Raw genomic sequence first — 21,245 nt, 5'->3', positions numbered from 1 at the left:
GTGTTTTATTAGCGCCACAAGACGCGTATTATGCATGTCACTTTAGTATCAGGAGAAGAAAAGATGCCATCTTTCGATATCGTTTCCGAAGTCGAATTGTCGGAAGTGCGAAATGCCGTGGAGAATGCGAACCGCGAGATCTCAACTCGTTTCGATTTCCGTAACGTGAGTGCAACCATTGAGCTCAACGAAAAGAACGAGACCATCAAACTCAGCAGCGAATCTGATTTTCAGGTCAAGCAGCTGGTGGATATTCTGCGCGAAAAGTTGCTGAAGCGTGGCATTGAAGGCGCGGCGATTGAAGTGCCAGAAGAGATCGTGCACAGCGGTAAAAACTGGTCGGTGGAAGCCAAGCTGAAGAAAGGTATCGAAAGTGATATCGCGAAAAAGCTGGTGAAGCTGATTAAAGACAGCAAGCTGAAAGTGCAGACGCAGATTCAGGGTGAAGAACTGCGCGTAACCGGTAAGTCACGCGACGACCTGCAAGGTGCGATGGCGCTGGTGCGCGGTGGCAACCTCGGTCAGCCTTTCCAGTTCAAAAACTTCCGCGACTAATCGCGTTTGTCGCGCGCCGCACGACGATAAAGCGTGCTGCGCGCGACGCCTAAGGCTTCCGCCGTTTTACTGATATTACCATTGAAGCGCTGCAGCGTTTCGCTGATCAACCGCCTATCATGACTCTGCCGATCGGACTGTGGCTGCACCGCCGCACGCCGATACTCTGCCGGTAAATGCACCTCTGTCACTTCTTCACCTTCATCCGCCAGCGCCAATAGCACGCGTAACAAGCTGCGCAATTGCCGCACGTTGCCCGGCCACGGCAGCTGAGCCAGAGCCGTCAACAGCGCAGGTGAGAGCTGAATATCGCGATCCGCGCCGCCCAGCTCCAGCCATAAACGGCTGATAAAACCCTCTACTTCCGGCCAGGCGCGCAGCGGCGGAATGGTCATCGAGAATTCCTGCAGGCGATAGAGCAAATCTTCGCGGAATTCGCCTTCGGCCACGCGCTGTGCCAAATCGCGGTGCGTGGCGCTGAGCACCGCGAAATTCACCGGCCAGCTGCGGCTGGATCCGAGCGGCGCCACCTCTTTCTCCTGCAACACGCGTAGCAAGCGGGTTTGCAGTGCCAGCGGCATATCGCCAATTTCATCAAGGAACAGCACGCCGCCATCCGCTTCACGGATTTTGCCGATGTAACCATTCTTGCTCGCGCCGGTGAACGCGCCGGGTTGATAGCCAAACAGCTCAGATTCAATCAGCGCTTCGGGGATGGCCGCGCAGTTAATGGCAACGAATTTGCCTTCGCGCCAGCGGCTTTGCTGATGCAGTGCGCGGCTGACATACTCTTTGCCGCTGCCGGTTTCGCCGTGAATGCACAGTGAAACGCCGGCATTGAGCAGTCGCACCATCTTCTCGCCATCGCGCCCCAGCGAGAAAGGCAGCTCGCTGGCGGGTTCGCTCGGCGTGGCAAAATGGCTGCGCTGCGGTGCTCGCAGGCGAAAATAGTAGCGCTGCGTAGCGTAATCGAGCGGAGCGGGAATGCTGTTGGCGTGCTGCTGCTGTTGCGGAAACAGTTGTTGAAAGGTCACGCTGCCGAGTTGCCCGACGCTCAGCGCCAGTTCGCGCATCGCCAGACGATTGGCGGCGGTCAGGACGTTATCCGAGAACACCAGCAGCAGTTCATCGCTGGTATCAATACCCTGCGGCTGCAGATGCAGGCTCATCAACCATTGCTGCGGGTGCAGGCTCTGCTTCACCCACAAATATTCGATCTGTTTTGCCGCCGCTATCACCCAGCTAAAGGTCTGCGGATGCGGGAAGTGCGCCGGGCCGGAAATATCCAGCACGCCAGCAATCTGACCGTTGGGCATTTGCAGCGGCATCGCCGCACAGTACAAACCTTGATTGAGCGTCAGGAAGTGCTGATGACCTTGAATCTCGCAGCCATCATCAATCGCCAGCGCAGTGCCAATCGCATTGGTGCCACGCCCGCATTCACTCCATAAATTACCCGGCGCCAGCGCATAACGTTGGGCTTTTTCCAGCGAGGGCATATCGCCAAAGGTATTGAGCACCAAACCGGTGGCATCCGACAGAATCACCACCGATTGCTTCTCGGCGAGTTTCTGCGCCAGCTGTTTGATCACCGGCTGAGCGAACTGCTGCAGCCCGGCATTGCTGGCGAGTACATCAGCCAGTTCACCCTGGCGAACACGCGGAAAATCATCGGCGGTGCGATCGAGGCCATACAGCTGGCTACGGAACCAGGAGTCGCTTAACAGCGGATTGGCGTTAACGGCAGACGCGGATGGATTTCCCTGCATTGATGACCTCATGCCCAAGCGAAAGTGTTGCGACATTGTAGCGGGTCGGTTTCTGTACTGTTGCGATACGCAACACAGATGGTGAACTTTTCTGCATAACATGCGCAGGTCATGCCGTGCACCGTTTTTTAACTTTATGATAATGTTTATTTTTTAACAAATAATCGTCTGATGAAAAAAGCTGGCACGTCCGCTGCAATAGCTCCTCTGACAGCACGTTTTCTGGAAGGCGACTGAGCCTTCAGAATATCTGACCCTACATAAAGGAGTTTGCGATGCGTTATGCACATCCCGGTACGCCCGGCGCTTTGGTTTCATTCCAGGCGATTTACGGCAACTACATTGCGGGCAAATTCGTCGAGCCGCTCAGCGGCCAATACTTCACTAACACCTCGCCAGTGAATGGCAGCGATATCGCGCAGTTCCCGCGTTCGGATGCGCGCGATATCGATTTAGCGCTGGATGCGGCGCATCAGGCGGCCGATGCCTGGGGAAAAACCAGCGTGCAGCATCGCGCCAACATCCTGTTGCAGGTGGCGGATCGCATTGAGGCTAATCTCGAAAAACTGGCGGTAGCGGAGAGCTGGGATAACGGTAAACCGATTCGCGAAACCCTGAACGCCGATCTGCCGCTGGCGGTGGATCACTTCCGTTACTTCGCCGGTTGCCTGCGTGCGCAAGAGGGCAGCACCGCGGAGATCGATGAAACCACCGTGGCATATCACTTTCATGAACCGCTCGGCGTGGTTGGGCAAATCATTCCGTGGAACTTCCCGCTGTTAATGGCGGCGTGGAAACTGGCGCCAGCGCTGGCGGCGGGCAACTGTGTGGTGCTGAAACCGGCGGAACAGACGCCGCTCGGTATTACGCTGCTGATGGAGGTGATTGGCGATCTGTTCCCGGCTGGCGTGTTGAATGTGGTGCAGGGCTTTGGTCGTGAAGCGGGTGAAGCGCTGGCGACCAGCAAACGCATCGCCAAAATCGCTTTCACCGGTTCAACGCCGGTGGGGCGCCACATTATGGCCTGTGCTGCTGAAAACATCATTCCCTGCACCGTCGAGCTGGGCGGCAAGTCGCCGAATATCTACTTCGCTGATGTGATGGATGGCGAGGACGAGTTTATTGAGAAGGCGGTGGAAGGGTTAGTACTCGGTTTCTTCAATCAGGGTGAAGTCTGTACCTGTCCATCGCGCGCCTTGATTCATGAATCTATCTATCAACCCTTTATGGATCGCGTGATGGCCAAGGTGGCGAACATCCGTCGCGGCGATCCGCTCGATAGCGACACCATGATTGGTGCACAGGCTTCACGCCAGCAATTCGATAAAATCCTGTCGTATATCAACATCGCACGCGACGAAGGCGGGCAAATTCTCACCGGTGGCGATCGCGCCAGCATGGCCACCGAGCTGAATGATGGATTCTACATTCAGCCGACCTTAATCAAAGGAACCAACCAGATGCGCTGTTTCCAGGAGGAGATTTTTGGGCCGGTGATTGGTGTTACCACCTTTAAGGATGAGGCAGAAGCGCTCGCCATCGCCAACGAAACCCAGTTCGGTCTTGGTGCGGGCGTGTGGACGCGCGATACCAATCTGGCTTATCGCATGGGACGCGGCATCAAAGCTGGGCGCGTCTGGACCAACTGTTATCACATCTATCCCGCTCACGCGGCATTCGGCGGTTACAAGCAGTCGGGTGTAGGCCGTGAGACGCACAAAATGGCGCTCAGCGCCTATCAACAAACCAAAAATCTGCTGGTTAGCTATGGCACCGCGCCTTTGGGCCTGTTCTAAGTCCGCATCCGTTCAAATGGAGAGTGAAAGATGAATATGCAAATCAAAACCACCATGAAAGCCGCTGTTGTGAAGGCTTTTGGTGAACCGTTAGTGATTGAGCAGGTGCCGGTGCCGCAGGTCGGGCCGGGGCAGATTTTAGTGAAAATTGCGGCTACCGGCGTGTGCCATACCGATCTTCACGCGGCCGAAGGCGACTGGCCGATTAAACCCAATCCGCCGTTTATTCCGGGCCACGAAGGTGTGGGCCAGGTTGTGGCGCTCGGCGAGGGCGTTAAGCACCTGAAAATGGGCGATCGCGTCGGTGTGCCATGGCTCTATTCGGCGTGCGGTCACTGCGAACACTGTCTCGATAGCTGGGAAACGCTGTGTCTGTCGCAGCAAAATGCCGGTTACTCAGTGAATGGCAGCTTCGCGGAATACTGCCTCGCCGATGCCAACTATGTCGGCATCATTCCGGATAACGTCGATTACAACGAAATCGCGCCAATCCTCTGTGCCGGCGTCACCGTGTATAAAGGGCTGAAAATGACCGACACCAAACCCGGCGATTGGGTGGTGATTTCCGGTATTGGCGGTTTAGGGCATATGGCGGTGCAGTACGCGGTTGCCATGGGTCTGAACGTGGCGGCGGTGGATATTGATGATGAGAAACTGGCGTTCGCTAAACGTCTCGGTGCCAGCGTGGTGGCGAATGCGAAAAATGTCGATCCGGCCAAGGTGTTCCAGGAGAGTTTTGGCGGTGCGCATGGCGTGCTGGTCACGGCGGTTTCACCAAAAGCGTTCGAACAGGCGATTGGTACGCTGCGTCGTGGCGGGACCATGGTGTTGAACGGTTTGCCGCCGGGCAAGTTCGATTTGTCGATTTTCGATATGGTGTTGGACGGCATTACGGTGCGCGGTTCCATTGTGGGGACGCGCAAAGATCTGCAGGAAGCGCTGGATTTCGCCGGTCGTCACAAGGTGAAAGCCACCGTGGCGGTAGAACCGCTGACTAACATCAACGATATCTTCGCGCGGATGCACGCTGGCAAGATTGAAGGGCGCATCGTGGTGGATATGTCGCTGTAACAAAAAGCCCGACGCGATGGTCGGGCTTGTCATTTAGCAGCTGGCGAGCAGCGCTTCGAGTTCGACGCGGCTCGTCACTTTACTGTCGATTTTGATGTAGGCACTTTTCTCTTCCGGCACGATAAACACCGACGCCACACCGGGCTGCGCTTTCAAACGCTTCTCAAGGTTTGGCACCGCCAGAACCGCATCGCTGAGCATGATGCGCAAGCTGCTCACGTAAGGCGGCTCCTGCATCGACATCGCCACAAACAGCCACGCTGCCGCGACAATCGCACCGACCAGGAAGACGGTTTGGGCATCAACGTGACCGAAGATCCAACCGCCCATGCTGCCGCCAATCGCTACGCCAATGAACTGGCTGGTGGAGTAGATGCCCATCGCGGTGCCTTTGTAGCCCGGCGGCGACTCTTTACTGATCAGCGATGGCAGAATCGCTTCCATCACGTTGAAGGCGAGGAAGAACAGCTGCACGCCAATCACCAGCGTCCAGAAGTGGCCTGCCGCGCCCCACAATACGATTTCTGCAATGATGATGATCGCCACGCAGCCGACAAACACGCGCTTCATGCGGCGCTTCACTTCGGCATAGATAATGAAAGGCACCACGGCAACAAAGGCCACCAACATCGTCACCAGATAGACTTTCCAGTGCTCGGCCGCCGGTAAACCGGCTTGTTCAAACTGTCCCGGCAGCGCCACGAAGCTCGACATCAGCAGAATGTGCAGGCAGAGAATGCCGATATTCAGTTTTAACAGTTTTGGATTGGTCAATACCGCGCGGATACTGCCTTTCACCATGCCGGATTCGCGGTTCAATACGTGGTTTGGTGCGTTCGGCACCACTAATAAGGTGATGACGATGCCCAGCGTCGCGAGGATGGCGATCATCCAGAACAGCGCGTGCAAGCCGAGTGCGTGGGTGACAATCGGGCCAACTACCATCGCAATAGCAAAAGTGACGCCAAAGCTGATGCCGATAAACGCCATCGCCTTAGTGCGGTTTTGTTCACGGGTTAAATCTGACAGCAACGCCATTACCGCGGCGGCAATCGCGCCGGAGCCTTGTAACGCGCGGCCTAAAATCACGCCCCAAATGGTGTCGGAGGTGGCGGCGATAACGCTGCCGAAAACGAACAGCAGCAGCCCGCCAACGATCAGCGGCTTTCGGCCGACGCGATCGGAGAGCAGACCAAAAGGAATCTGGAAGATGGCTTGTGCCAAACCATAGATACCGATTGCGAACCCAATCAGTGTTTCACTGGCGCCCTGTAACGCCATGCCGTACGTGGTGAGTACCGGCAAGACCATAAACATTCCCAGCATGCGCAGGGAAAAAACGGTACCTAAACCCCATGTAGCGCGTAACTCTACTGGCGTCATTTTATTGTCGTTCATGTTTACCTCAAAATTATACTGCGCCCATTTTAGGCAGCAGGGCAGGGCGGGTAAAACATTTGTTCTTAAGCAGTGGTAACAAAAAGAAAGGGCGCGAAATTCGCGCCCTTTCTGGTTTTGCGGAGCTGAATTACCAGACGTAAGTCAGTAAATCTTTCGACGCTGGCGTCATGAAATCAACGGACATCATCACGCTCAGAGCGGTGATAGCGACAATCGAGAACACAAACAGTTTACGCGCCCAAACTTTATCGTTTGAGGTTTTGTAACCTGAAAGCGCCATGCCGAGCCACCACACGCTAACGGCTGCAGCCACCACCAGATATTTGTAGCCCGCGTAACCGCCAAGGGTCAGCATCAGCGTGGCAATCATGAACGCCAGGATATACAGCGTAATATGATTCTTTGCCACCGAAATGCCTTTCACCACTGGCAGAACCGGGATGTTGGCAGCCTGGTAATCTTTAAAGCGGAAGATGGCAATCGCATAGGAGTGCGGCATCTGCCACAGGCTAAAGATAGCCAGTAAAATCAACGCGCCAGCATCAAACTGGTTGGTCACTGCGCAGTAGCCAATCACCGGCGGCGCAGCGCCAGAGAGACTACCAATCAGCGTGCCGTAGACAGAGTTACGCTTCATATAGAGGCTATAAACGCCTACGTAAACCACGAAGCCCATCACCGCCAGCCACATGGCCAGCGGGTTAGCGCCGAAATACAGCAACGCAAAGCCAGCAATACCCAATGCGGTTGCATAAACCAGGCTTACTTTCGCCGAGATCAGGCCTTTGACCAGAACACGGTTCCGCGTTCTCTCCATTTTGATGTCGATATCGCGGTCAATCACGTTGTTGAAAACACAACCTGATGCGACAACCAGCGATACGCCAACCAGCGAGGCGAGAAACAGGGTGTAATCAATGCTGCCTTTCGAAGCCAGCAGGAATCCACCGATCACAGAAATTAAATTGCCGAAAATAATTCCTGGTTTTGTTACTTGCAGGTATTGCTTAATCATTACGCGACTCTTTAGTGGGCCATCATGTTGTAGTTGAGGTTCCACATAATCCACAGTGAGCCTACGACAACAATCAAGATGATGAGTGCTGAGAAGACAATGGCCACCATGTTCCAGCCACCTTCTGATTTGCTGTCTAAGTGCAGGAAGTAGACCAGGTGAACCAGCACCTGAACTACCGCACACACCAGAACCACACCCAGAATAGTGCCGTGTGAAGCGCCGCCATCCATGACCATCCAGAACGGAATACCGGTCAGGATGATAGAGAGGACGAAGCCAATCATGTAAGACTTCACGCTACCGTGAGAAGCGCCATGTTCGTTAACAGAATGACTCATTACATGGCTCCCATCAGGTAGACAACGGTGAATACGCAGATCCAAACCACATCCAGGAAGTGCCAGAACAAGCTCAGGCACATGATACGAGTGCGGTTGGTTGCAGTCAGACCACGTTTAGAAATCTGGAACATCATCACTGCCATCCAGATCAGGCCAGAGGTCACGTGCAGACCGTGCGTGCCGACCAGCGTAAAGAACGCTGACAGGAAGCCGCTGCGATCAGGACCGAAGCCTTCTTTGATCAGGTGATGGAATTCATAGATTTCCATGCCGATAAAGCCAGCACCGAACAGGAAGGTCAACGCTAACCAGCTGATGACCGAGCCCTTGTTCTGGTTGTTCATCGCAATCACTGCCATACCATAGGTAATGGAGCTGAGCAGCAGCAGCGCGGTTTCGACCAGAACGAACGGCAGTTCGAAGATGTCTTTACCTGCCGGGCCACCGGCAGTGTTATTGACCATAACTGCATAGGTCGCAAACAGGGTTGCGAAGATAATGCAGTCACTCATCAGGTAGATCCAGAAGCCAAAGACTTTATTGGCTCCTGCATCGTGATGCCCATGCTCCGCATGGGCGTCGTGGTGGTGTTTTGCAGTTTCAGTTGACATTATTTCAGACCTGCTTTGCTGATTTCGTCAAAGTGCTTCTTCTCGATCTGCTCGACTTCAGCAACCGGTACGTAGTAATCCACGTCTTCATCGAAGCTCTTCACAATCCAGGTGACGATAGTGCCCACGAAGGTGAGGCCAGCCAGCCACCAGATATGCCAGATCATGGCGAAACCGAATACAGTCATCAGAGCCGCGATAACAACAGCTGCGCCACTGTTTTTCGGCATATGAATTTCTTCATATTTTTCTGGCTGCTTGTACGCTTCGCCTTTCTCTTTCATTTCCCAGAACGCATCGCGCTCATGGATATGCGGGATAACAGCAAAGTTGTAGAACGGCGGCGGTGAAGAGGTTGCCCACTCCAGCGTACGTCCACCCCATGGGTCACCGGTCAGATCACGGTTCTGGTCGCGATCACGTACAGAAACGTAGAACTGGGTAACCTGGCACAGGATACCGCAAGCGATCAGCGCCGCACCGCCTGCTGCAACCACCAGCAGTGAGTGGAACTGAGGATCGATGTCCTGGCTGATACGACGCGTCATGCCCATGAAGCCCAGCGCATACAGCGGCATGAATGCCACGAAGAAGCCGATGATCCAGAACCAGAACGCGCGGATACCCCATTTTTCATTCAGCGTGAAGCCGAACGCTTTCGGGAACCAGTAGGTCACGCCAGCCATACAACCGAACACCACACCACCGATAATCACGTTATGGAAGTGGGCGATCAGGAACAGGCTGTTGTGCAGAATGAAGTCCGCACCTGGAACCGCCAGCAGAACACCTGTCATACCACCAATAGAGAAGGTAACCAGGAAGCCGATGGTCCACAGCATCGCTGAGTGGAACTCAACGCGACCCTGATACATGGTGAACAGCCAGTTGAAGATTTTCACGCCGGTCGGGATAGCGATGATCATCGTCATGATACCGAAGAAGGCGTTTACGTTCGCGCCCGCACCCATGGTGAAGAAGTGGTGCAGCCAAACGATGAACGACAGAACGGTAATCGCGATGGTCGCCCACACCAGAGAGGTATAACCGAACAGACGCTTTTTAGAGAAGGTCGCCGTGACTTCAGCGAAGACACCAAACACCGGCAGAACCAGGATGTACACTTCCGGGTGACCCCAGACCCAAATCAGGTTGACGTACATCATCATGTTACCGCCCATTTCATTGGTGAAGAAATGGAAGCCAAGGTAACGGTCAAGCGTCAACAGTGCCAGCGTAACGGTCAGTACCGGGAACGCAGCGATGATCAGGACGTTAGTACACAGTGATGCCCAGGTGAATACCGGCATTTTGAACAGGTCCATGCCCGGCGCACGCATCTTCAGAATGGTAACGAAGAAGTTGATACCGGTCAGTGTCGTACCGATACCGGACAGCTGGAGACTCCAGATCCAGTAATCGACCCCGACGCCAGGACTGTACTCCGCACCCGAAAGCGGCGGATAAGCCAACCAGCCGGTCTGTGCGAACTCGCCCACACCCAGAGAGATGTTCACCAGGATCACACCGATCGCGGTAAACCAGAAGCTCAGGTTGTTCAGGAACGGGAAGGCAACGTCACGAGCACCGATTTGCAGCGGTACCGCGATGTTCATCAGACCTACCACGAACGGCATCGCCACGAAGAAGATCATGATCACGCCGTGAGCGGTGAAGATCTGGTCGTAGTGGTGCGGCGGTAGTATGCCGGCTTCCCCAGCGGAAGCCATCACTTGTTGGGTACGCATCATTACCGCATCGGCAAAGCCGCGCAGCAACATGACGAAAGCCATGATGATGTACATGATACCCAGTTTTTTGTGGTCAATGGAGGTGAACCATTCTGACCACAGGTACTGCCACTTACCAAAGTAGGTAATCGCAGCAACCAGCGCCAGACCACCTAAGATGATAGCGGCGACCGTAACCACGATAATGGGTTCGTGGTATGGCACTGCATCCAGTGTTAATTTTCCGAACATCGTATTATTCCTCGGCTCCCGCGGAAGCGGCGTGACTCATGTCCATGCCTTTATGTTCTGGCATGTCCATCTTCCCGTGGCTCATCATGAACTTATCAATCACTTGCTTGAACAGTTCTGGATTTGCCGTTGAGAAATATTCCACCGGGTGATTTTCGCTTGGCGTAGCCAGTTTCTCGAAATCATCCATGGTGTTCAGCGCGTTAGGTGCCGCTTTAACTTTGGCAACCCACTGCTGGAATTCCGCATCGTCTTTAGTTGCAATGGCTTTGAACTTCATGCCAGAGAAACCACGACCACTGAAGTTCGCAGAGATACCGTCAAATGTTCCTGGCTCGTTGGCGATCAGATGCAATTTGGTCTGCATACCGGCCATCGCATAGATCTGGCTGCCGAGAGTAGGAATAAAGAAGGAGTTCATCACGGAGTTGGAGGTGATCTTGAAGTTCACCGGAGTGTTTGCCGGGAAGGCAATCTGGTTGACGGTTGCAATACCCTGTTCCGGGTAAATGAACAGCCATTTCCAGTCCAGTGCCACTACGTCGATCTCAACCGGTTTAACGTCAGAAACCAGCGGTTTGCTCGGCTCCAGCGCGTGGGTTGATTTCCAGGTCAAAACGCCGAGGAAGATAATGATCAGGATCGGAATGGTCCAGACCACGGCTTCCACTTTGTTTGAGTGTGACCAGTTAGGGCTATATGTTGCGTTAGTATTGGTTGCCCGATATTTCCAGGCAAAGAATACTGCCATGAAGACTGCCGGGATAACTACGATCATCATCAAGCCGAAAGCTGTCAGAATCAACGAACGTTGCTCCAGTGCAATCTGTCCTTTGGGATTTAACAACGCACTATCGCAGCCACTGAGTAATACAGCGCCTGCAATTAATGACAAAATCCCCAAACTTTTATTGTATTTACTGAGTCTCATTTAACGACCTCAATGACAAAGGGCTCTATTGTCGTTTAAGTGTGCGCGCATTTTACGGGAAGGTTTATGCAGTGTAAACCAGCTTAAGGATGTGTCAGAAGGCTGTTGACACCTTTTGCTAAGGGTGTCACAGATGTTACGCAGGGTGACAAATTATTAACTGCGACAAGCAGTTGGCATCAATATAACAAAAACCAATGGTAGAAACCGCAGAAAAATCAGGGAAAGTATAAACCGTACTCTTAATACTCATTTATTTAACATTTCTGCATCATTTCGGCGATGACTTTTATACAAAGTAATTGCGCACCGGATTTAAATATTCGCTCGCAGTTGTTAATTTAATGTTTCTAATTCGCTTTAAAAAAAATGCTATTGGGAAAATGAGCAACTGATATTTTTACCCCATTATTTCGTTATGAAAATTGGCTTACTCAACCCAGATTTTCCCGCGCCGCTTTTTTTAATGCCAAACTATCCAAAATAACACCGAGTGCGACCGCCAACAGCGCAAATGCCATGCCGGCTTCAAACATTGGCGTAAGTAGCGCATCAATCTGCACAACGCCGCTGGCGTTAAGGGCTAAGGCCAGTAACCACAAGGCCAGTAAGCCGCAGCCGATGCTAAACAGACGCACCGTCCAGCGGTAACCTTGCGGCCACAAGCTGCGCATCACAAACTCTCCGCTTTGCTGCATGCTATGCAAAGTGCCGCGACACAGCCATAACAGCAGTAATCCCGGTACGCCAGCAAACACGGTGAAGGCATAGAAGGTCGGCCAGCCCCACATTTCGACCAGCCAACCGGCGGCGGGACCGACGTAAACGCGGCCCACGGCGGAGAGGGCAGAGAGCAGTGCGAACTGCGTCGCCGAGAAGGATTTGTTGCACAGAGTCATCAACAACGCGACAAAGGCCGCGGTGCCCATGCCGCCGCACAGGTTTTCAATGAAGACCGCGCTGGCCATGCTCCACAAGTGCGGTGGCGTTACCGCCAGCAACCAGTAAGCAAAATTCGACACTGCTTGCAGCACGCCAAAAATCATCAGGGCGCGGAACAAACTCAGGCGCTGCATCAGCACGCCGCCATACAGCGCACCAATAATGGTGGCCAATAAACCCAGCGTTTTGTTAACCAGACCGACATCGCCCGCGCTAAAGCCGACGCCGCGAATCAGGAAGGTGGTGGTGAGCGAGGCGGCAAATGCATCGCCAAGCTTGTAAAGGATAATCAGCGTGATCAGCAGCCAGGCATTGTTGCGCTGGAAGAAGTCTTTCAGCGGGAATGTCACGGCCTGGCGCAGCGAGTGCGGTTCGCGCGCCGGCGTCACCGGTTCTTTCGCCAGCAACGTGGCGATCAGGCCCGGCACCATCAGCAGCGCCATTAGCCAGTAAGTGGCTTGCCAGCCGAGGTAGCGATCCGCAATCCACAGCGCCAGTCCGCCTGAAATCAACATTGCCAGACGATAGCCCAGCACGGTGATTGCCGCGCCGCCGCCGCGCTCTTCCGGCGGAAGCACATCGGTTTTCCAGGCATCGAACACGATATCCTGCGAAGCCGAACAGAAAGCAACCAGCACCGCCAGCGCGGCCAGCAGCGTTAAGTCACGCGAAGGCTGCATTAAGCCCATGGCGATAATGCCGCCAATAAGCGTCAGCTGCGTGACCAGCAGCCAGCCACGACGGCGGCCAAGAAACGGTGGCGTATAGCGATCCATCATTGGCGACCACAGGAACTTAAATACGTAAGCCTGACCGACAAGGGAGAAGAAACCGATGGTTTTCAGGTCAACATTCTCTACCGTCATCCACGCTTGTAACGTCCCGGCGGTTAACGCCAGCGGTAAGCCTGAGGCAAAACCCAGCAGCAGCAATACCGCCGCATTACGTTGAGTAAAAATACGCAGATAGTGAGATGTCATAGCCAACCTGAAATGAAGCCCGGCTGAGAGTAGCCGGGCAAAATACTGCGGAAATTAGCGGGCGTTCTGCTTAATGAAATTGTGAACGCTGGTGTCCTGCGCCATATCAGCAATCACGTCACTCAGGGTTGAGTTAACCGCGTTGGTGATCTTCGCGTTGGTGGCGGTAAACGCGCCTTCTACGCTGTAAGTCTGGCGATAGTTTTTCACCTGCTTGTTACCGTTTTTCGCGGTGGCGATGATGGAGATATCCGCCTTGGTGGTAATGCTGTAGCGCACATTGCCTTGGGTCACATCCGCATACAGACCATTCACCACGATCTGCAGATCAACGGCACCGCTCGGGCCGATCATGTAGCCGCGTGACGTCATCTGCTTCTCTAACACTTCCTGCAGCAGGAAGCGCAGATCGCGTGATGGTGTCAGCGTGATCAACTGACCATCGCGGTTTACTTTGGCCAGCGCCTGATCGGAACGTTGATCGGCACCGTTAACGCTGATGGTGACGCCCATCAGGCTTGGATCTTGCTGCGGTAATTGAATCTTCGGTTGAATATCCAATGTGGTGTTGTTGCTGGCACAGCCGGCCAAAATAAAAGCAGCCAGCAGAGGGAATAACAGTTTTTTCAACATACTCATTCTCGTTAGCATATGGGTTGGTTTGCAAAACTGCGGCCATCATAGCATTGCGCAGCGGTGAAAAAAGCCCCGGGCCAATGGAAATTGATTGTAAAGGCTTTTTTCGGACAGGATGAAACGCCAGCCAGTTGACCTGAGAGATAAGCGAGTTACTATGCGCAGCGCTGGCGGATTTATTTACGGTCAACCTGCGGAAGCGGTGAAAAACCTACTAATATTTAAACAGATGGGCACAGCGCTCGCCGGAAAGGAGTGTTAATCATGATTCGCGAACAAATAGAAGAAAAGTTGCGTAACGCTTTCGAGCCTGCACATCTTGAAGTGCATGATGAAAGCTACCGTCATAACGTGCCCGCCGGTTCTGAAAGTCACTTTAAAGTGGTGATTGTCAGCGATCGATTTACCGGTCAGCGCTTTCTGCAACGTCATCGCGCTATTTATGGCGAACTGGCAACCGAATTAGCGGGCAGCGTACACGCGCTGGCACTGCATACCTACACGCAAAAAGAGTGGGATGGATTGCAGGATACGGTTTTGGCCTCGCCGAATTGTCGCGGCGCGGGAACGCTCGCCTGAATTCCCTTTTTACTCATCCTTAAAAACGGCCTGCGGGCCGTTTTCTTTTCATTTATTACACTCAAACGCGATCTACGGCGCAAAAAAGCAGCAAGACCGCTAAAAAGTGGTGAGTTTGCAGCCTCGACTCATTCCAGCGATGCCGCTATAATGCTGCGTCTATTTTTCCGGAATGTCTTCGGGACGCTTCTGGTGACAGGGATTTGGTTCTGCCTGCAGAGGCCGTCCCGGTTGTTGGATACGGCGCATTTTATGTGTGGTGTCTGAAGTTGACCGAGCACGTGATTTTTTGAGGTAACAAGATGACAGTTTCAGTAGAAACCACTCAGGGTCTGGGCCGTCGCATTTCGATTACTGTTGCAGCTGACAGCATCGAAAGCGCAGTGAAGAAAGAACTGGTGGAAGTGGCTAAGAAAGTCCGTATCGACGGTTTCCGTAAAGGCAAAGTGCCGGCACACATCATTTCTCAGCGCTACGGTGCTTCTGTTCGCCAGGACGTACTGGGCGAGCTGATGACGCGCAACTTCGTTGACGCCATCATCAAAGAGAAAATCAATCCGGCTGGCGCACCAAACTATGTGCCGGGCGAATATAAAGAAGGCGAAGACTTCACCTACGCGGTTGAGTTCGAAGTGTATCCAGAAGTTGAGCTTAAAGGCCTGGACGCAATCGAAGTTGAGAAGCCAGTGGTAGAAGTGACTGACGCTGACGTTGATACCATGCTGGAAACCCTGCAGAAGCAGCAGGCGACCTGGAAAGAGAGCGATGCCGCAGCGACAGCTGAAGATCGCGCGACCATCGACTTCAGCGGTTCTGTTGACGGCGAAGAGTTTGAAGGCGGCAAAGCCTCTGACTTCGTGCTGGCAATGGGCCAGGGCCGTATGATCCCTGGGTTCGAAGAGGGCGTTGTTGGCCACAAAGCCGGCGAAACCTTCACTATCGACGTGAAATTCCCAGACGATTACCATGCAGAAAACCTGAAAGGGAAAGATGCGAAGTTCGAAATCGTGCTGAAGAAAGTTGAAACTCGCGAACTGCCAGAGCTGACTGAAGAGTTCATCAAGCGCTTTGGCGTGGAAGATGGTTCAGTTGCCGGTCTGCGTGCTGAAGTGCGTAAGAACATGGATCGCGAGCTGAAAGGTGCTATCCGTAACCGCGTCAAGACGCAGGCAATCGACGGTCTGGTTAACGCCAACGACATCGATGTTCCGGTTGCGCTGATCGACAGCGAAATTGACGTTCTGCGTCGTCAGGCTGCACAGCGTTTTGGTGGCAACGAGAAGCAAGCGCTGGAACTGCCACGCGAACTGTTCGAAGAGCAGGCTAAACGTCGCGTCGTTGTGGGTCTGCTGTTGGGCGAAGTGATTCGTATCAACGAACTGCAGGCTGACGAAGATCGCGTTAAAACGCTGATCGAAGAGATGGCTTCTGCGTACGAAGATCCGCAGGAAGTGATCGAGTTCTACAGCAAGAACAGCGAGCTGATGAACAACATGCGGAACGTGGCTCTGGAAGAGCAAGCGGTTGAAGCGGTACTGGCGAAAGCGAAAGTGACCGATAAAGCCACTAACTTCCAGGAACTGATGAACCAGACCTCTGCGGCCTGATTCATTCGTTAACCGTTAGTGCTGAGCCCGTGACTGAAAAGTCGCGGGCTTTTTCGTTTCTGGCGCCAAATACACCGATTTGCCCTCTATTTGCTTAATTAATCGGCAAATTATCCGCTAAGCTCTTTTTCCGTGTTAGCGAATGGGCAAAAGGTTGTTATGCTTGAAACAACTGGGCAGCATCCCCAGATACAGGGAGAATGCATGAAAACAGTGAGACTGACTGATTAACCGTCTTGTTACTGCGGAGTGAGACTGCAGCGCATAGTTTTCCCGGCGCGCCTCACGTAAAATCGGTACAGAATGTTGCCAATGAAATTTATCAGGAGACGGTAATGTCATACAGTGGCGATCGTGAATTTACTGCACCGCACATGGCGCTGGTGCCAATGGTGGTCGAACAAACCTCGCGCGGCGAGCGTTCTTACGACATCTACTCTCGCCTGCTCAAAGAGCGTGTGATCTTCCTGACTGGTCAGGTTGAAGATCATATGGCTAACCTGATCGTGGCGCAGATGCTGTTTCTGGAAGCTGAGAATCCTGAAAAAGACATTTACCTCTACATTAACTCGCCAGGCGGCGTGATTACTGCTGGGATGTCGATTTATGACACAATGAAGTTTATCAAGCCGGATGTCAGCACCATCTGTATGGGTCAGGCTTGTTCAATGGGTGCGTTCCTGCTGACAGCAGGCACCAAAGGCAAACGCTTCTGCCTGCCTAATTCACGTGTGATGATTCATCAGCCGTTGGGCGGCTATCAGGGCCAGGCGACGGATATCGAAATCCATGCGCGCGAAATCCTGAAAGTGAAGCAGCGCATGAATGAGCTGATGGCTGAGCACACTGGCAAATCGCTGGAAGAGATTGAACGCGACACTGAGCGCGATCGTTTCCTCTCTGCGGGCGAAGCGGTTGAGTACGGTTTGGTTGACTCAATCCTGACGCATCGCCAATAAGACACATCTGTCTGCCCCTTACGCTATAGTTAACGGGGAGCAGGCAGATGGGTTGAATGCATATCGGCCGTTGATGTACGGCCAGCGCCGTACAACAAATTTGGTCTGAGAAAGAAAAGAGGTTAGCTGATGACAGATAAGCGCAAAGACGGTTCAGGTAAGTTGCTGTACTGCTCTTTCTGCGGCAAAAGCCAGCATGAAGTCCGTAAGCTAATTGCCGGGCCGTCAGTGTACATTTGCGATGAGTGCGTTGATCTTTGCAACGACATCATTCGCGAAGAGATTAAGGAAGTTGCGCCGCACCGCGAGCGTAGCTCACTGCCGACGCCGCATGAAATCCGCCATCACCTTGATGACTATGTTATTGGTCAGGAAAGGGCGAAGAAAGTGCTGGCAGTAGCGGTGTATAACCACTACAAACGCCTGCGCAATGGCGATACCAGCAACGGTATTGAACTGGGCAAAAGTAACATTTTGCTTATCGGTCCAACCGGTAGCGGTAAAACACTGTTGGCCGAAACGCTGGCGCGCTTGCTGGATGTGCCCTTCACGATGGCGGATGCCACCACGCTGACCGAAGCGGGTTATGTGGGTGAAGACGTTGAAAACATCATCCAGAAGCTGCTGCAGAAGTGTGATTACGACGTGCAGAAAGCGCAGCGCGGCATTGTCTACATCGATGAAATCGACAAGATTTCTCGTAAGTCTGACAACCCGTCGATCACCCGTGACGTCTCGGGCGAAGGCGTACAGCAAGCGCTGTTGAAACTGATTGAAGGCACCGTGGCTGCCGTACCGCCGCAGGGCGGACGTAAACATCCGCAGCAGGAGTTCTTGCAGGTTGATACCTCCAAGATTCTGTTTATCTGTGGTGGCGCATTCGCCGGTCTCGACAAGGTGATCTCCCAGCGTGTTGAAACCGGGTCCGGCATCGGCTTCGGTGCAACCGTGAAGGGCAAATCCCAGAAGGCGAGTGAAGGCGAATTACTGTCTCAGGTTGAGCCAGAAGATTTGATCAAGTTTGGCCTGATTCCTGAGTTCATCGGTCGTTTGCCGGTTGTGGCAACGCTGAGCGAACTGAGTGAAGAAGCGCTGATTCAGATCCTGCGTGAGCCGAAGAATGCGCTGACCAAACAGTATCAGGCGCTGTTCAATCTGGAAGGCGTAGAACTGGAATTCCGCGACGAAGCCTTAACGGCAATCGCTAAAAAAGCGATGTCACGTAAAACCGGTGCGCGTGGTCTGCGTTCTATCGTTGAAGGTGCGTTACTTGAAACTATGTACGACCTGCCTTCGATGGATGACGTTGAAAAAGTGGTGATTGATGAATCAGTCATTGAAGGTCAATCCGAGCCGATGTTGATTTATGGAAAGCATGAAGCCCAGGCTTCTGGTGAATAAATAAACAATTGCACCACGTTGTTATCTTAAAAAAGGGGAAAAATCTTTCCCCTTTTGTTTTTCTCTCGCCAGTGACATTGAATGTCGTACAAGCATCCCCATATACTCAATATCCTGTGGGTTTAACTGCAAAACCTCTATTGCGCGGTACCCATCACCTGGCGGACATTAAACTAAGAGAGAGCTCTATGAATCCTGAGCGTTCTGAACGCATTGAAATCCCCGTGTTGCCGTTGCGCGACGTGGTGGTTTATCCGCACATGGTAATTCCGTTGTTTGTTGGCCGGGAAAAATCGATTCGGTGCCTCGAAGCCGCGATGGATCATGATAAAAAGATCATGCTGGTTGCACAGAAAGAGGCTTCAACGGATGAACCTGGCATTAACGATCTCTTCTCAGTAGGGACCGTCGCTTCTGTATTGCAGATGCTGAAACTTCCAGATGGCACGGTAAAAGTGCTGGTCGAAGGTTTACAACGCGCGCACATCACCACGCTGGCTGACAATGGCGACCATTTTGTTGCCCAGGCCGAATACCTTGTCTCGCCAGAAATTGAAGAGCGCGAGCAGGAAGTGCTGGTGCGCACGGCCATTAACCAGTTTGAAGGCTACATCAAGCTCAATAAAAAAATCCCACCTGAGGTCTTAACCTCCCTCAACAGCATCGACGATGCGGCTCGTCTGGCCGATACCGTCGCAGCGCATATGCCGCTGAAACTGGCTGATAAACAGTCCGTGCTGGAGATGTCCGACGTCAATGAACGTCTGGAATATCTGATGGCGATGATGGAATCAGAAATTGATCTGCTGCAGGTTGAGAAGCGCATTCGCAACCGCGTTAAAAAGCAGATGGAAAAAAGCCAGCGTGAGTACTATCTGAATGAGCAAATGAAAGCCATTCAGAAAGAGCTGGGCGAAATGGATGATGCGCCGGATGAGTACGAGGCGCTGAAACGTAAGATTGAAGCGGCCAAAATGCCGACCGAAGCGCGTGAAAAAGCCGAAGCTGAGCTGCAGAAGCTGAAGATGATGTCGCCGATGTCTGCAGAAGCGACCGTGGTGCGTGGCTACATCGACTGGATGGTTCAGGTTCCGTGGGTGGCGCGCAGCAAGGTGAAGAAAGACCTGCGTAAAGCGCAGGAAACGCTGGATATCGACCATTACGGTCTGGAGCGCGTCAAAGATCGCATCCTTGAGTATCTTGCGGTGCAAAGTCGCGTTAGCAAAATCAAAGGCCCAATTCTGTGCCTCGTTGGACCGCCGGGCGTGGGTAAAACCTCGCTGGGACAGTCGATTGCTAAGGCCACCGGACGTAAATACGTGCGTATGGCGCTGGGTGGCGTGCGTGATGAAGCGGAAATCCGCGGACATCGTCGTACCTACATTGGTTCTATGCCTGGCAAGTTGATCCAGAAAATGGCGAAAGTGGGCGTCAAAAACCCGCTGTTCCTGCTGGATGAGATCGACAAAATGTCTTCTGACATGCGTGGCGATCCGGCTTCAGCGCTGCTTGAGGTGCTGGATCCTGAGCAGAACATCGCGTTTAACGATCACTATTTGGAAGTGGATTACGATCTCTCTGACGTTATGTTCGTGGCGACCTCAAACTCCATGAACATCCCAGCACCGTTGCTTGACCGTATGGAAGTGATTCGTCTCTCCGGTTACACCGAAGATGAAAAGCTGAACATCGCGAAGCAACATTTGTTGCCGAAGCAGATTGAACGTAATGCGCTGAAAGAGAAAGAGATCACCGTCGACGACAGCGCGATTGTTGGCATCATCCGCTACTACACGCGTGAAGCGGGCGTGCGTAGTCTGGAGCGCGAACTTTCCAAGCTGTGCCGTAAAGCAGTGAAAGCGCTGCTGATGGATAAGTCGAAAAAGCACATCGTGATCAATGGCGACAACCTCAAGGATTTCCTTGGCGTGCAGCGCTTTGATTATGGTCGCGCAGAGAGCGAAAGCCGTGTGGGTCAGGTGACCGGCCTGGCGTGGACGGAAGTGGGCGGCGATCTGCTGACCATTGAAACCGCCTGCGTACCAGGTAAAGGCAAGCTGACTTACACCGGTTCGCTGGGCGAAGTGATGCAGGAATCGATTCAGGCCGCGCTGACTGTGGTGCGCGCGCGTGCAGAGAAACTGGGCATCAACGGTGATTTCTACGAGAAACGCGACATCCACGTGCACGTACCAGAAGGTGCGACGCCGAAAGATGGCCCGAGCGCCGGTATCGCCATGTGCACCGCGCTGGTCTCATGCTTAACCGGCAACCCGGTGCGTTCTGATGTCGCAATGACCGGTGAAATCACCCTGCGTGGTCTGGTTCTGCCGATTGGTGGCCTGAAAGAGAAGTTGCTGGCGGCACACCGTGGCGGTATCAAAACCGTGCTGATCCCGGACGAAAACAAGCGCGATCTGGAGGATATTCCCCAGAACGTGATTGCCGATCTGGAGATTCATCCGGTGAAGCGTATTGAAGAAGTGCTGAACCTGGCACTGGAAAATGCGCCTTACGGCATGCAGGTTGCGACCGCAAAATAGTGATTAGCGGCATAAACCGCTAAAAAGCGAAGCTGGCAGGCAAAATGGTGCTTGCCAGCTTTTTTTTGTGCCGCTAACTTAGTGGGCTGCTGGATCAACGATTAAGATGAATACCGTTGTTTC

The 21,245-nt window shown here is 53.2% G+C and carries 17 protein-coding genes; 8 read left to right on the top strand and 9 right to left on the bottom strand.

Annotated features, from left to right (window positions below; translation table 11 throughout):
- Positions 1-63 precede the first annotated feature (63 nt).
- Positions 64-555 (top strand): YajQ family cyclic di-GMP-binding protein, encoded by a 492-nt coding sequence (locus tag K5Y30_RS07490; RefSeq protein ID WP_110867748.1) that lies wholly within the window; start codon positions 64-66, stop codon positions 553-555.
- Here K5Y30_RS07490 and K5Y30_RS07485 read toward each other — a convergent pair.
- The gene (locus K5Y30_RS07485) at positions 552-2,324 is read right to left on the bottom strand and encodes a sigma-54-dependent Fis family transcriptional regulator (protein WP_222210812.1); all 1,773 of its coding nucleotides are present in this window, start codon (positions 2,322-2,324) and stop codon (positions 552-554) included. The genes K5Y30_RS07490 and K5Y30_RS07485 overlap by 4 nt on opposite strands.
- A 275-nt stretch (positions 2,325-2,599) precedes the next feature.
- On the opposite strand from K5Y30_RS07485, the gene K5Y30_RS07480 reads away from it, so the two are divergent.
- Positions 2,600-4,120 (top strand): aldehyde dehydrogenase family protein, encoded by a 1,521-nt coding sequence (locus K5Y30_RS07480; protein WP_110867746.1) that lies wholly within the window; start codon positions 2,600-2,602, stop codon positions 4,118-4,120.
- Between the two features lie 30 nt (positions 4,121-4,150).
- Positions 4,151-5,191 (top strand): alcohol dehydrogenase AdhP, encoded by a 1,041-nt coding sequence (adhP, locus tag K5Y30_RS07475; RefSeq protein ID WP_137385269.1) that lies wholly within the window; start codon positions 4,151-4,153, stop codon positions 5,189-5,191.
- A 33-nt stretch (positions 5,192-5,224) separates the two neighbouring features.
- On the opposite strand, the gene K5Y30_RS07470 is transcribed toward adhP, so the two are convergent.
- The 8 genes from K5Y30_RS07470 to K5Y30_RS07435 all read right to left on the bottom strand — a co-directional run bounded on the left by K5Y30_RS07470 (position 5,225) and on the right by K5Y30_RS07435 (position 14,030).
- Positions 5,225-6,589, bottom strand: a complete 1,365-nt coding sequence (locus K5Y30_RS07470; protein ID WP_222210811.1) for an MFS transporter — start codon at positions 6,587-6,589, stop codon at positions 5,225-5,227.
- Positions 6,590-6,719: 130 nt separating this feature from the next.
- Positions 6,720-7,607, bottom strand: coding sequence for a heme o synthase (gene cyoE / locus K5Y30_RS07465; protein WP_008103945.1), 888 nt, complete (start codon positions 7,605-7,607; stop codon positions 6,720-6,722).
- 11 nt (positions 7,608-7,618) lie between these two features.
- A complete protein-coding gene (locus K5Y30_RS07460) occupies positions 7,619-7,948 on the bottom strand; it encodes a cytochrome o ubiquinol oxidase subunit IV (protein WP_007886986.1) in 330 nt (109 codons plus the stop codon).
- Positions 7,948-8,562, bottom strand: coding sequence for a cytochrome o ubiquinol oxidase subunit III (locus K5Y30_RS07455; protein ID WP_007886985.1), 615 nt, complete (start codon positions 8,560-8,562; stop codon positions 7,948-7,950). Before K5Y30_RS07455 ends, K5Y30_RS07460 begins: the two co-directional genes overlap by 1 nt.
- Positions 8,562-10,544, bottom strand: a complete 1,983-nt coding sequence (gene cyoB / locus K5Y30_RS07450; RefSeq protein WP_192236708.1) for a cytochrome o ubiquinol oxidase subunit I — start codon at positions 10,542-10,544, stop codon at positions 8,562-8,564. Before cyoB ends, K5Y30_RS07455 begins: the two co-directional genes overlap by 1 nt.
- Before the next feature lie 4 nt (positions 10,545-10,548).
- The gene (gene cyoA / locus K5Y30_RS07445; protein WP_101762426.1) at positions 10,549-11,475 is read right to left on the bottom strand and encodes a cytochrome o ubiquinol oxidase subunit II; all 927 of its coding nucleotides are present in this window, start codon (positions 11,473-11,475) and stop codon (positions 10,549-10,551) included.
- Between the two features lie 434 nt (positions 11,476-11,909).
- Entirely contained in the window at positions 11,910-13,397 is a 1,488-nt protein-coding gene (gene ampG / locus K5Y30_RS07440) for a muropeptide MFS transporter AmpG (RefSeq protein ID WP_222210810.1), read from the bottom strand.
- A 54-nt stretch (positions 13,398-13,451) separates the two neighbouring features.
- Positions 13,452-14,030 (bottom strand): lipoprotein, encoded by a 579-nt coding sequence (locus K5Y30_RS07435; protein WP_007886975.1) that lies wholly within the window; start codon positions 14,028-14,030, stop codon positions 13,452-13,454.
- Between the two features lie 267 nt (positions 14,031-14,297).
- On the opposite strand from K5Y30_RS07435, the gene bolA reads away from it, so the two are divergent.
- From bolA to lon, 5 genes are all read left to right on the top strand, one after another.
- Positions 14,298-14,612, top strand: a complete 315-nt coding sequence (bolA, locus tag K5Y30_RS07430; protein ID WP_008103937.1) for a transcriptional regulator BolA — start codon at positions 14,298-14,300, stop codon at positions 14,610-14,612.
- Between the two features lie 302 nt (positions 14,613-14,914).
- Positions 14,915-16,219: a trigger factor gene (tig, locus tag K5Y30_RS07425; protein ID WP_008103935.1), complete on the top strand. Its 1,305-nt coding sequence runs from the start codon at positions 14,915-14,917 to the stop codon at positions 16,217-16,219.
- 335 nt (positions 16,220-16,554) lie between these two features.
- Positions 16,555-17,178 (top strand): ATP-dependent Clp endopeptidase proteolytic subunit ClpP, encoded by a 624-nt coding sequence (gene clpP / locus K5Y30_RS07420; RefSeq protein WP_007886971.1) that lies wholly within the window; start codon positions 16,555-16,557, stop codon positions 17,176-17,178.
- A 129-nt stretch (positions 17,179-17,307) separates the two neighbouring features.
- Positions 17,308-18,579, top strand: a complete 1,272-nt coding sequence (gene clpX, locus K5Y30_RS07415; protein WP_008103932.1) for an ATP-dependent protease ATP-binding subunit ClpX — start codon at positions 17,308-17,310, stop codon at positions 18,577-18,579.
- A 188-nt stretch (positions 18,580-18,767) separates the two neighbouring features.
- Positions 18,768-21,122 carry an endopeptidase La gene (gene lon, locus K5Y30_RS07410; protein ID WP_101762422.1) on the top strand — a complete coding sequence of 785 codons (2,355 nt, stop codon included), beginning with the start codon at positions 18,768-18,770 and terminating at the stop codon, positions 21,120-21,122.
- Positions 21,123-21,245: the final 123 nt, after the last annotated feature.

It is taken from the genome of Pantoea sp. DY-5 (assembly GCF_019795955.1).
Classification (GTDB): Bacteria; Pseudomonadota; Gammaproteobacteria; order Enterobacterales; family Enterobacteriaceae; genus Pantoea; species Pantoea leporis.
Note: the sequence above shows the minus strand (reverse complement) of the source record. Positions and strands in the feature narration are given on the sequence as shown.

Coding starts and splice junctions, on each gene's coding strand:
- K5Y30_RS07490 (WP_110867748.1), top strand. CDS start 64: ATGCCATCTTTCGATATCGTTTCCGAAGTCGAATTGTCGGAAGTGCGA.
- K5Y30_RS07485 (WP_222210812.1), bottom strand. CDS start 2,324: ATGCAGGGAAATCCATCCGCGTCTGCCGTTAACGCCAATCCGCTGTTA.
- K5Y30_RS07480 (WP_110867746.1), top strand. CDS start 2,600: ATGCGTTATGCACATCCCGGTACGCCCGGCGCTTTGGTTTCATTCCAG.
- adhP (WP_137385269.1), top strand. CDS start 4,151: ATGAATATGCAAATCAAAACCACCATGAAAGCCGCTGTTGTGAAGGCT.
- K5Y30_RS07470 (WP_222210811.1), bottom strand. CDS start 6,589: ATGAACGACAATAAAATGACGCCAGTAGAGTTACGCGCTACATGGGGT.
- cyoE (WP_008103945.1), bottom strand. CDS start 7,607: ATGATTAAGCAATACCTGCAAGTAACAAAACCAGGAATTATTTTCGGC.
- K5Y30_RS07460 (WP_007886986.1), bottom strand. CDS start 7,948: ATGAGTCATTCTGTTAACGAACATGGCGCTTCTCACGGTAGCGTGAAG.
- K5Y30_RS07455 (WP_007886985.1), bottom strand. CDS start 8,562: ATGTCAACTGAAACTGCAAAACACCACCACGACGCCCATGCGGAGCAT.
- cyoB (WP_192236708.1), bottom strand. CDS start 10,544: ATGTTCGGAAAATTAACACTGGATGCAGTGCCATACCACGAACCCATT.
- cyoA (WP_101762426.1), bottom strand. CDS start 11,475: ATGAGACTCAGTAAATACAATAAAAGTTTGGGGATTTTGTCATTAATT.
- ampG (WP_222210810.1), bottom strand. CDS start 13,397: ATGACATCTCACTATCTGCGTATTTTTACTCAACGTAATGCGGCGGTA.
- K5Y30_RS07435 (WP_007886975.1), bottom strand. CDS start 14,030: ATGTTGAAAAAACTGTTATTCCCTCTGCTGGCTGCTTTTATTTTGGCC.
- bolA (WP_008103937.1), top strand. CDS start 14,298: ATGATTCGCGAACAAATAGAAGAAAAGTTGCGTAACGCTTTCGAGCCT.
- tig (WP_008103935.1), top strand. CDS start 14,915: ATGACAGTTTCAGTAGAAACCACTCAGGGTCTGGGCCGTCGCATTTCG.
- clpP (WP_007886971.1), top strand. CDS start 16,555: ATGTCATACAGTGGCGATCGTGAATTTACTGCACCGCACATGGCGCTG.
- clpX (WP_008103932.1), top strand. CDS start 17,308: ATGACAGATAAGCGCAAAGACGGTTCAGGTAAGTTGCTGTACTGCTCT.
- lon (WP_101762422.1), top strand. CDS start 18,768: ATGAATCCTGAGCGTTCTGAACGCATTGAAATCCCCGTGTTGCCGTTG.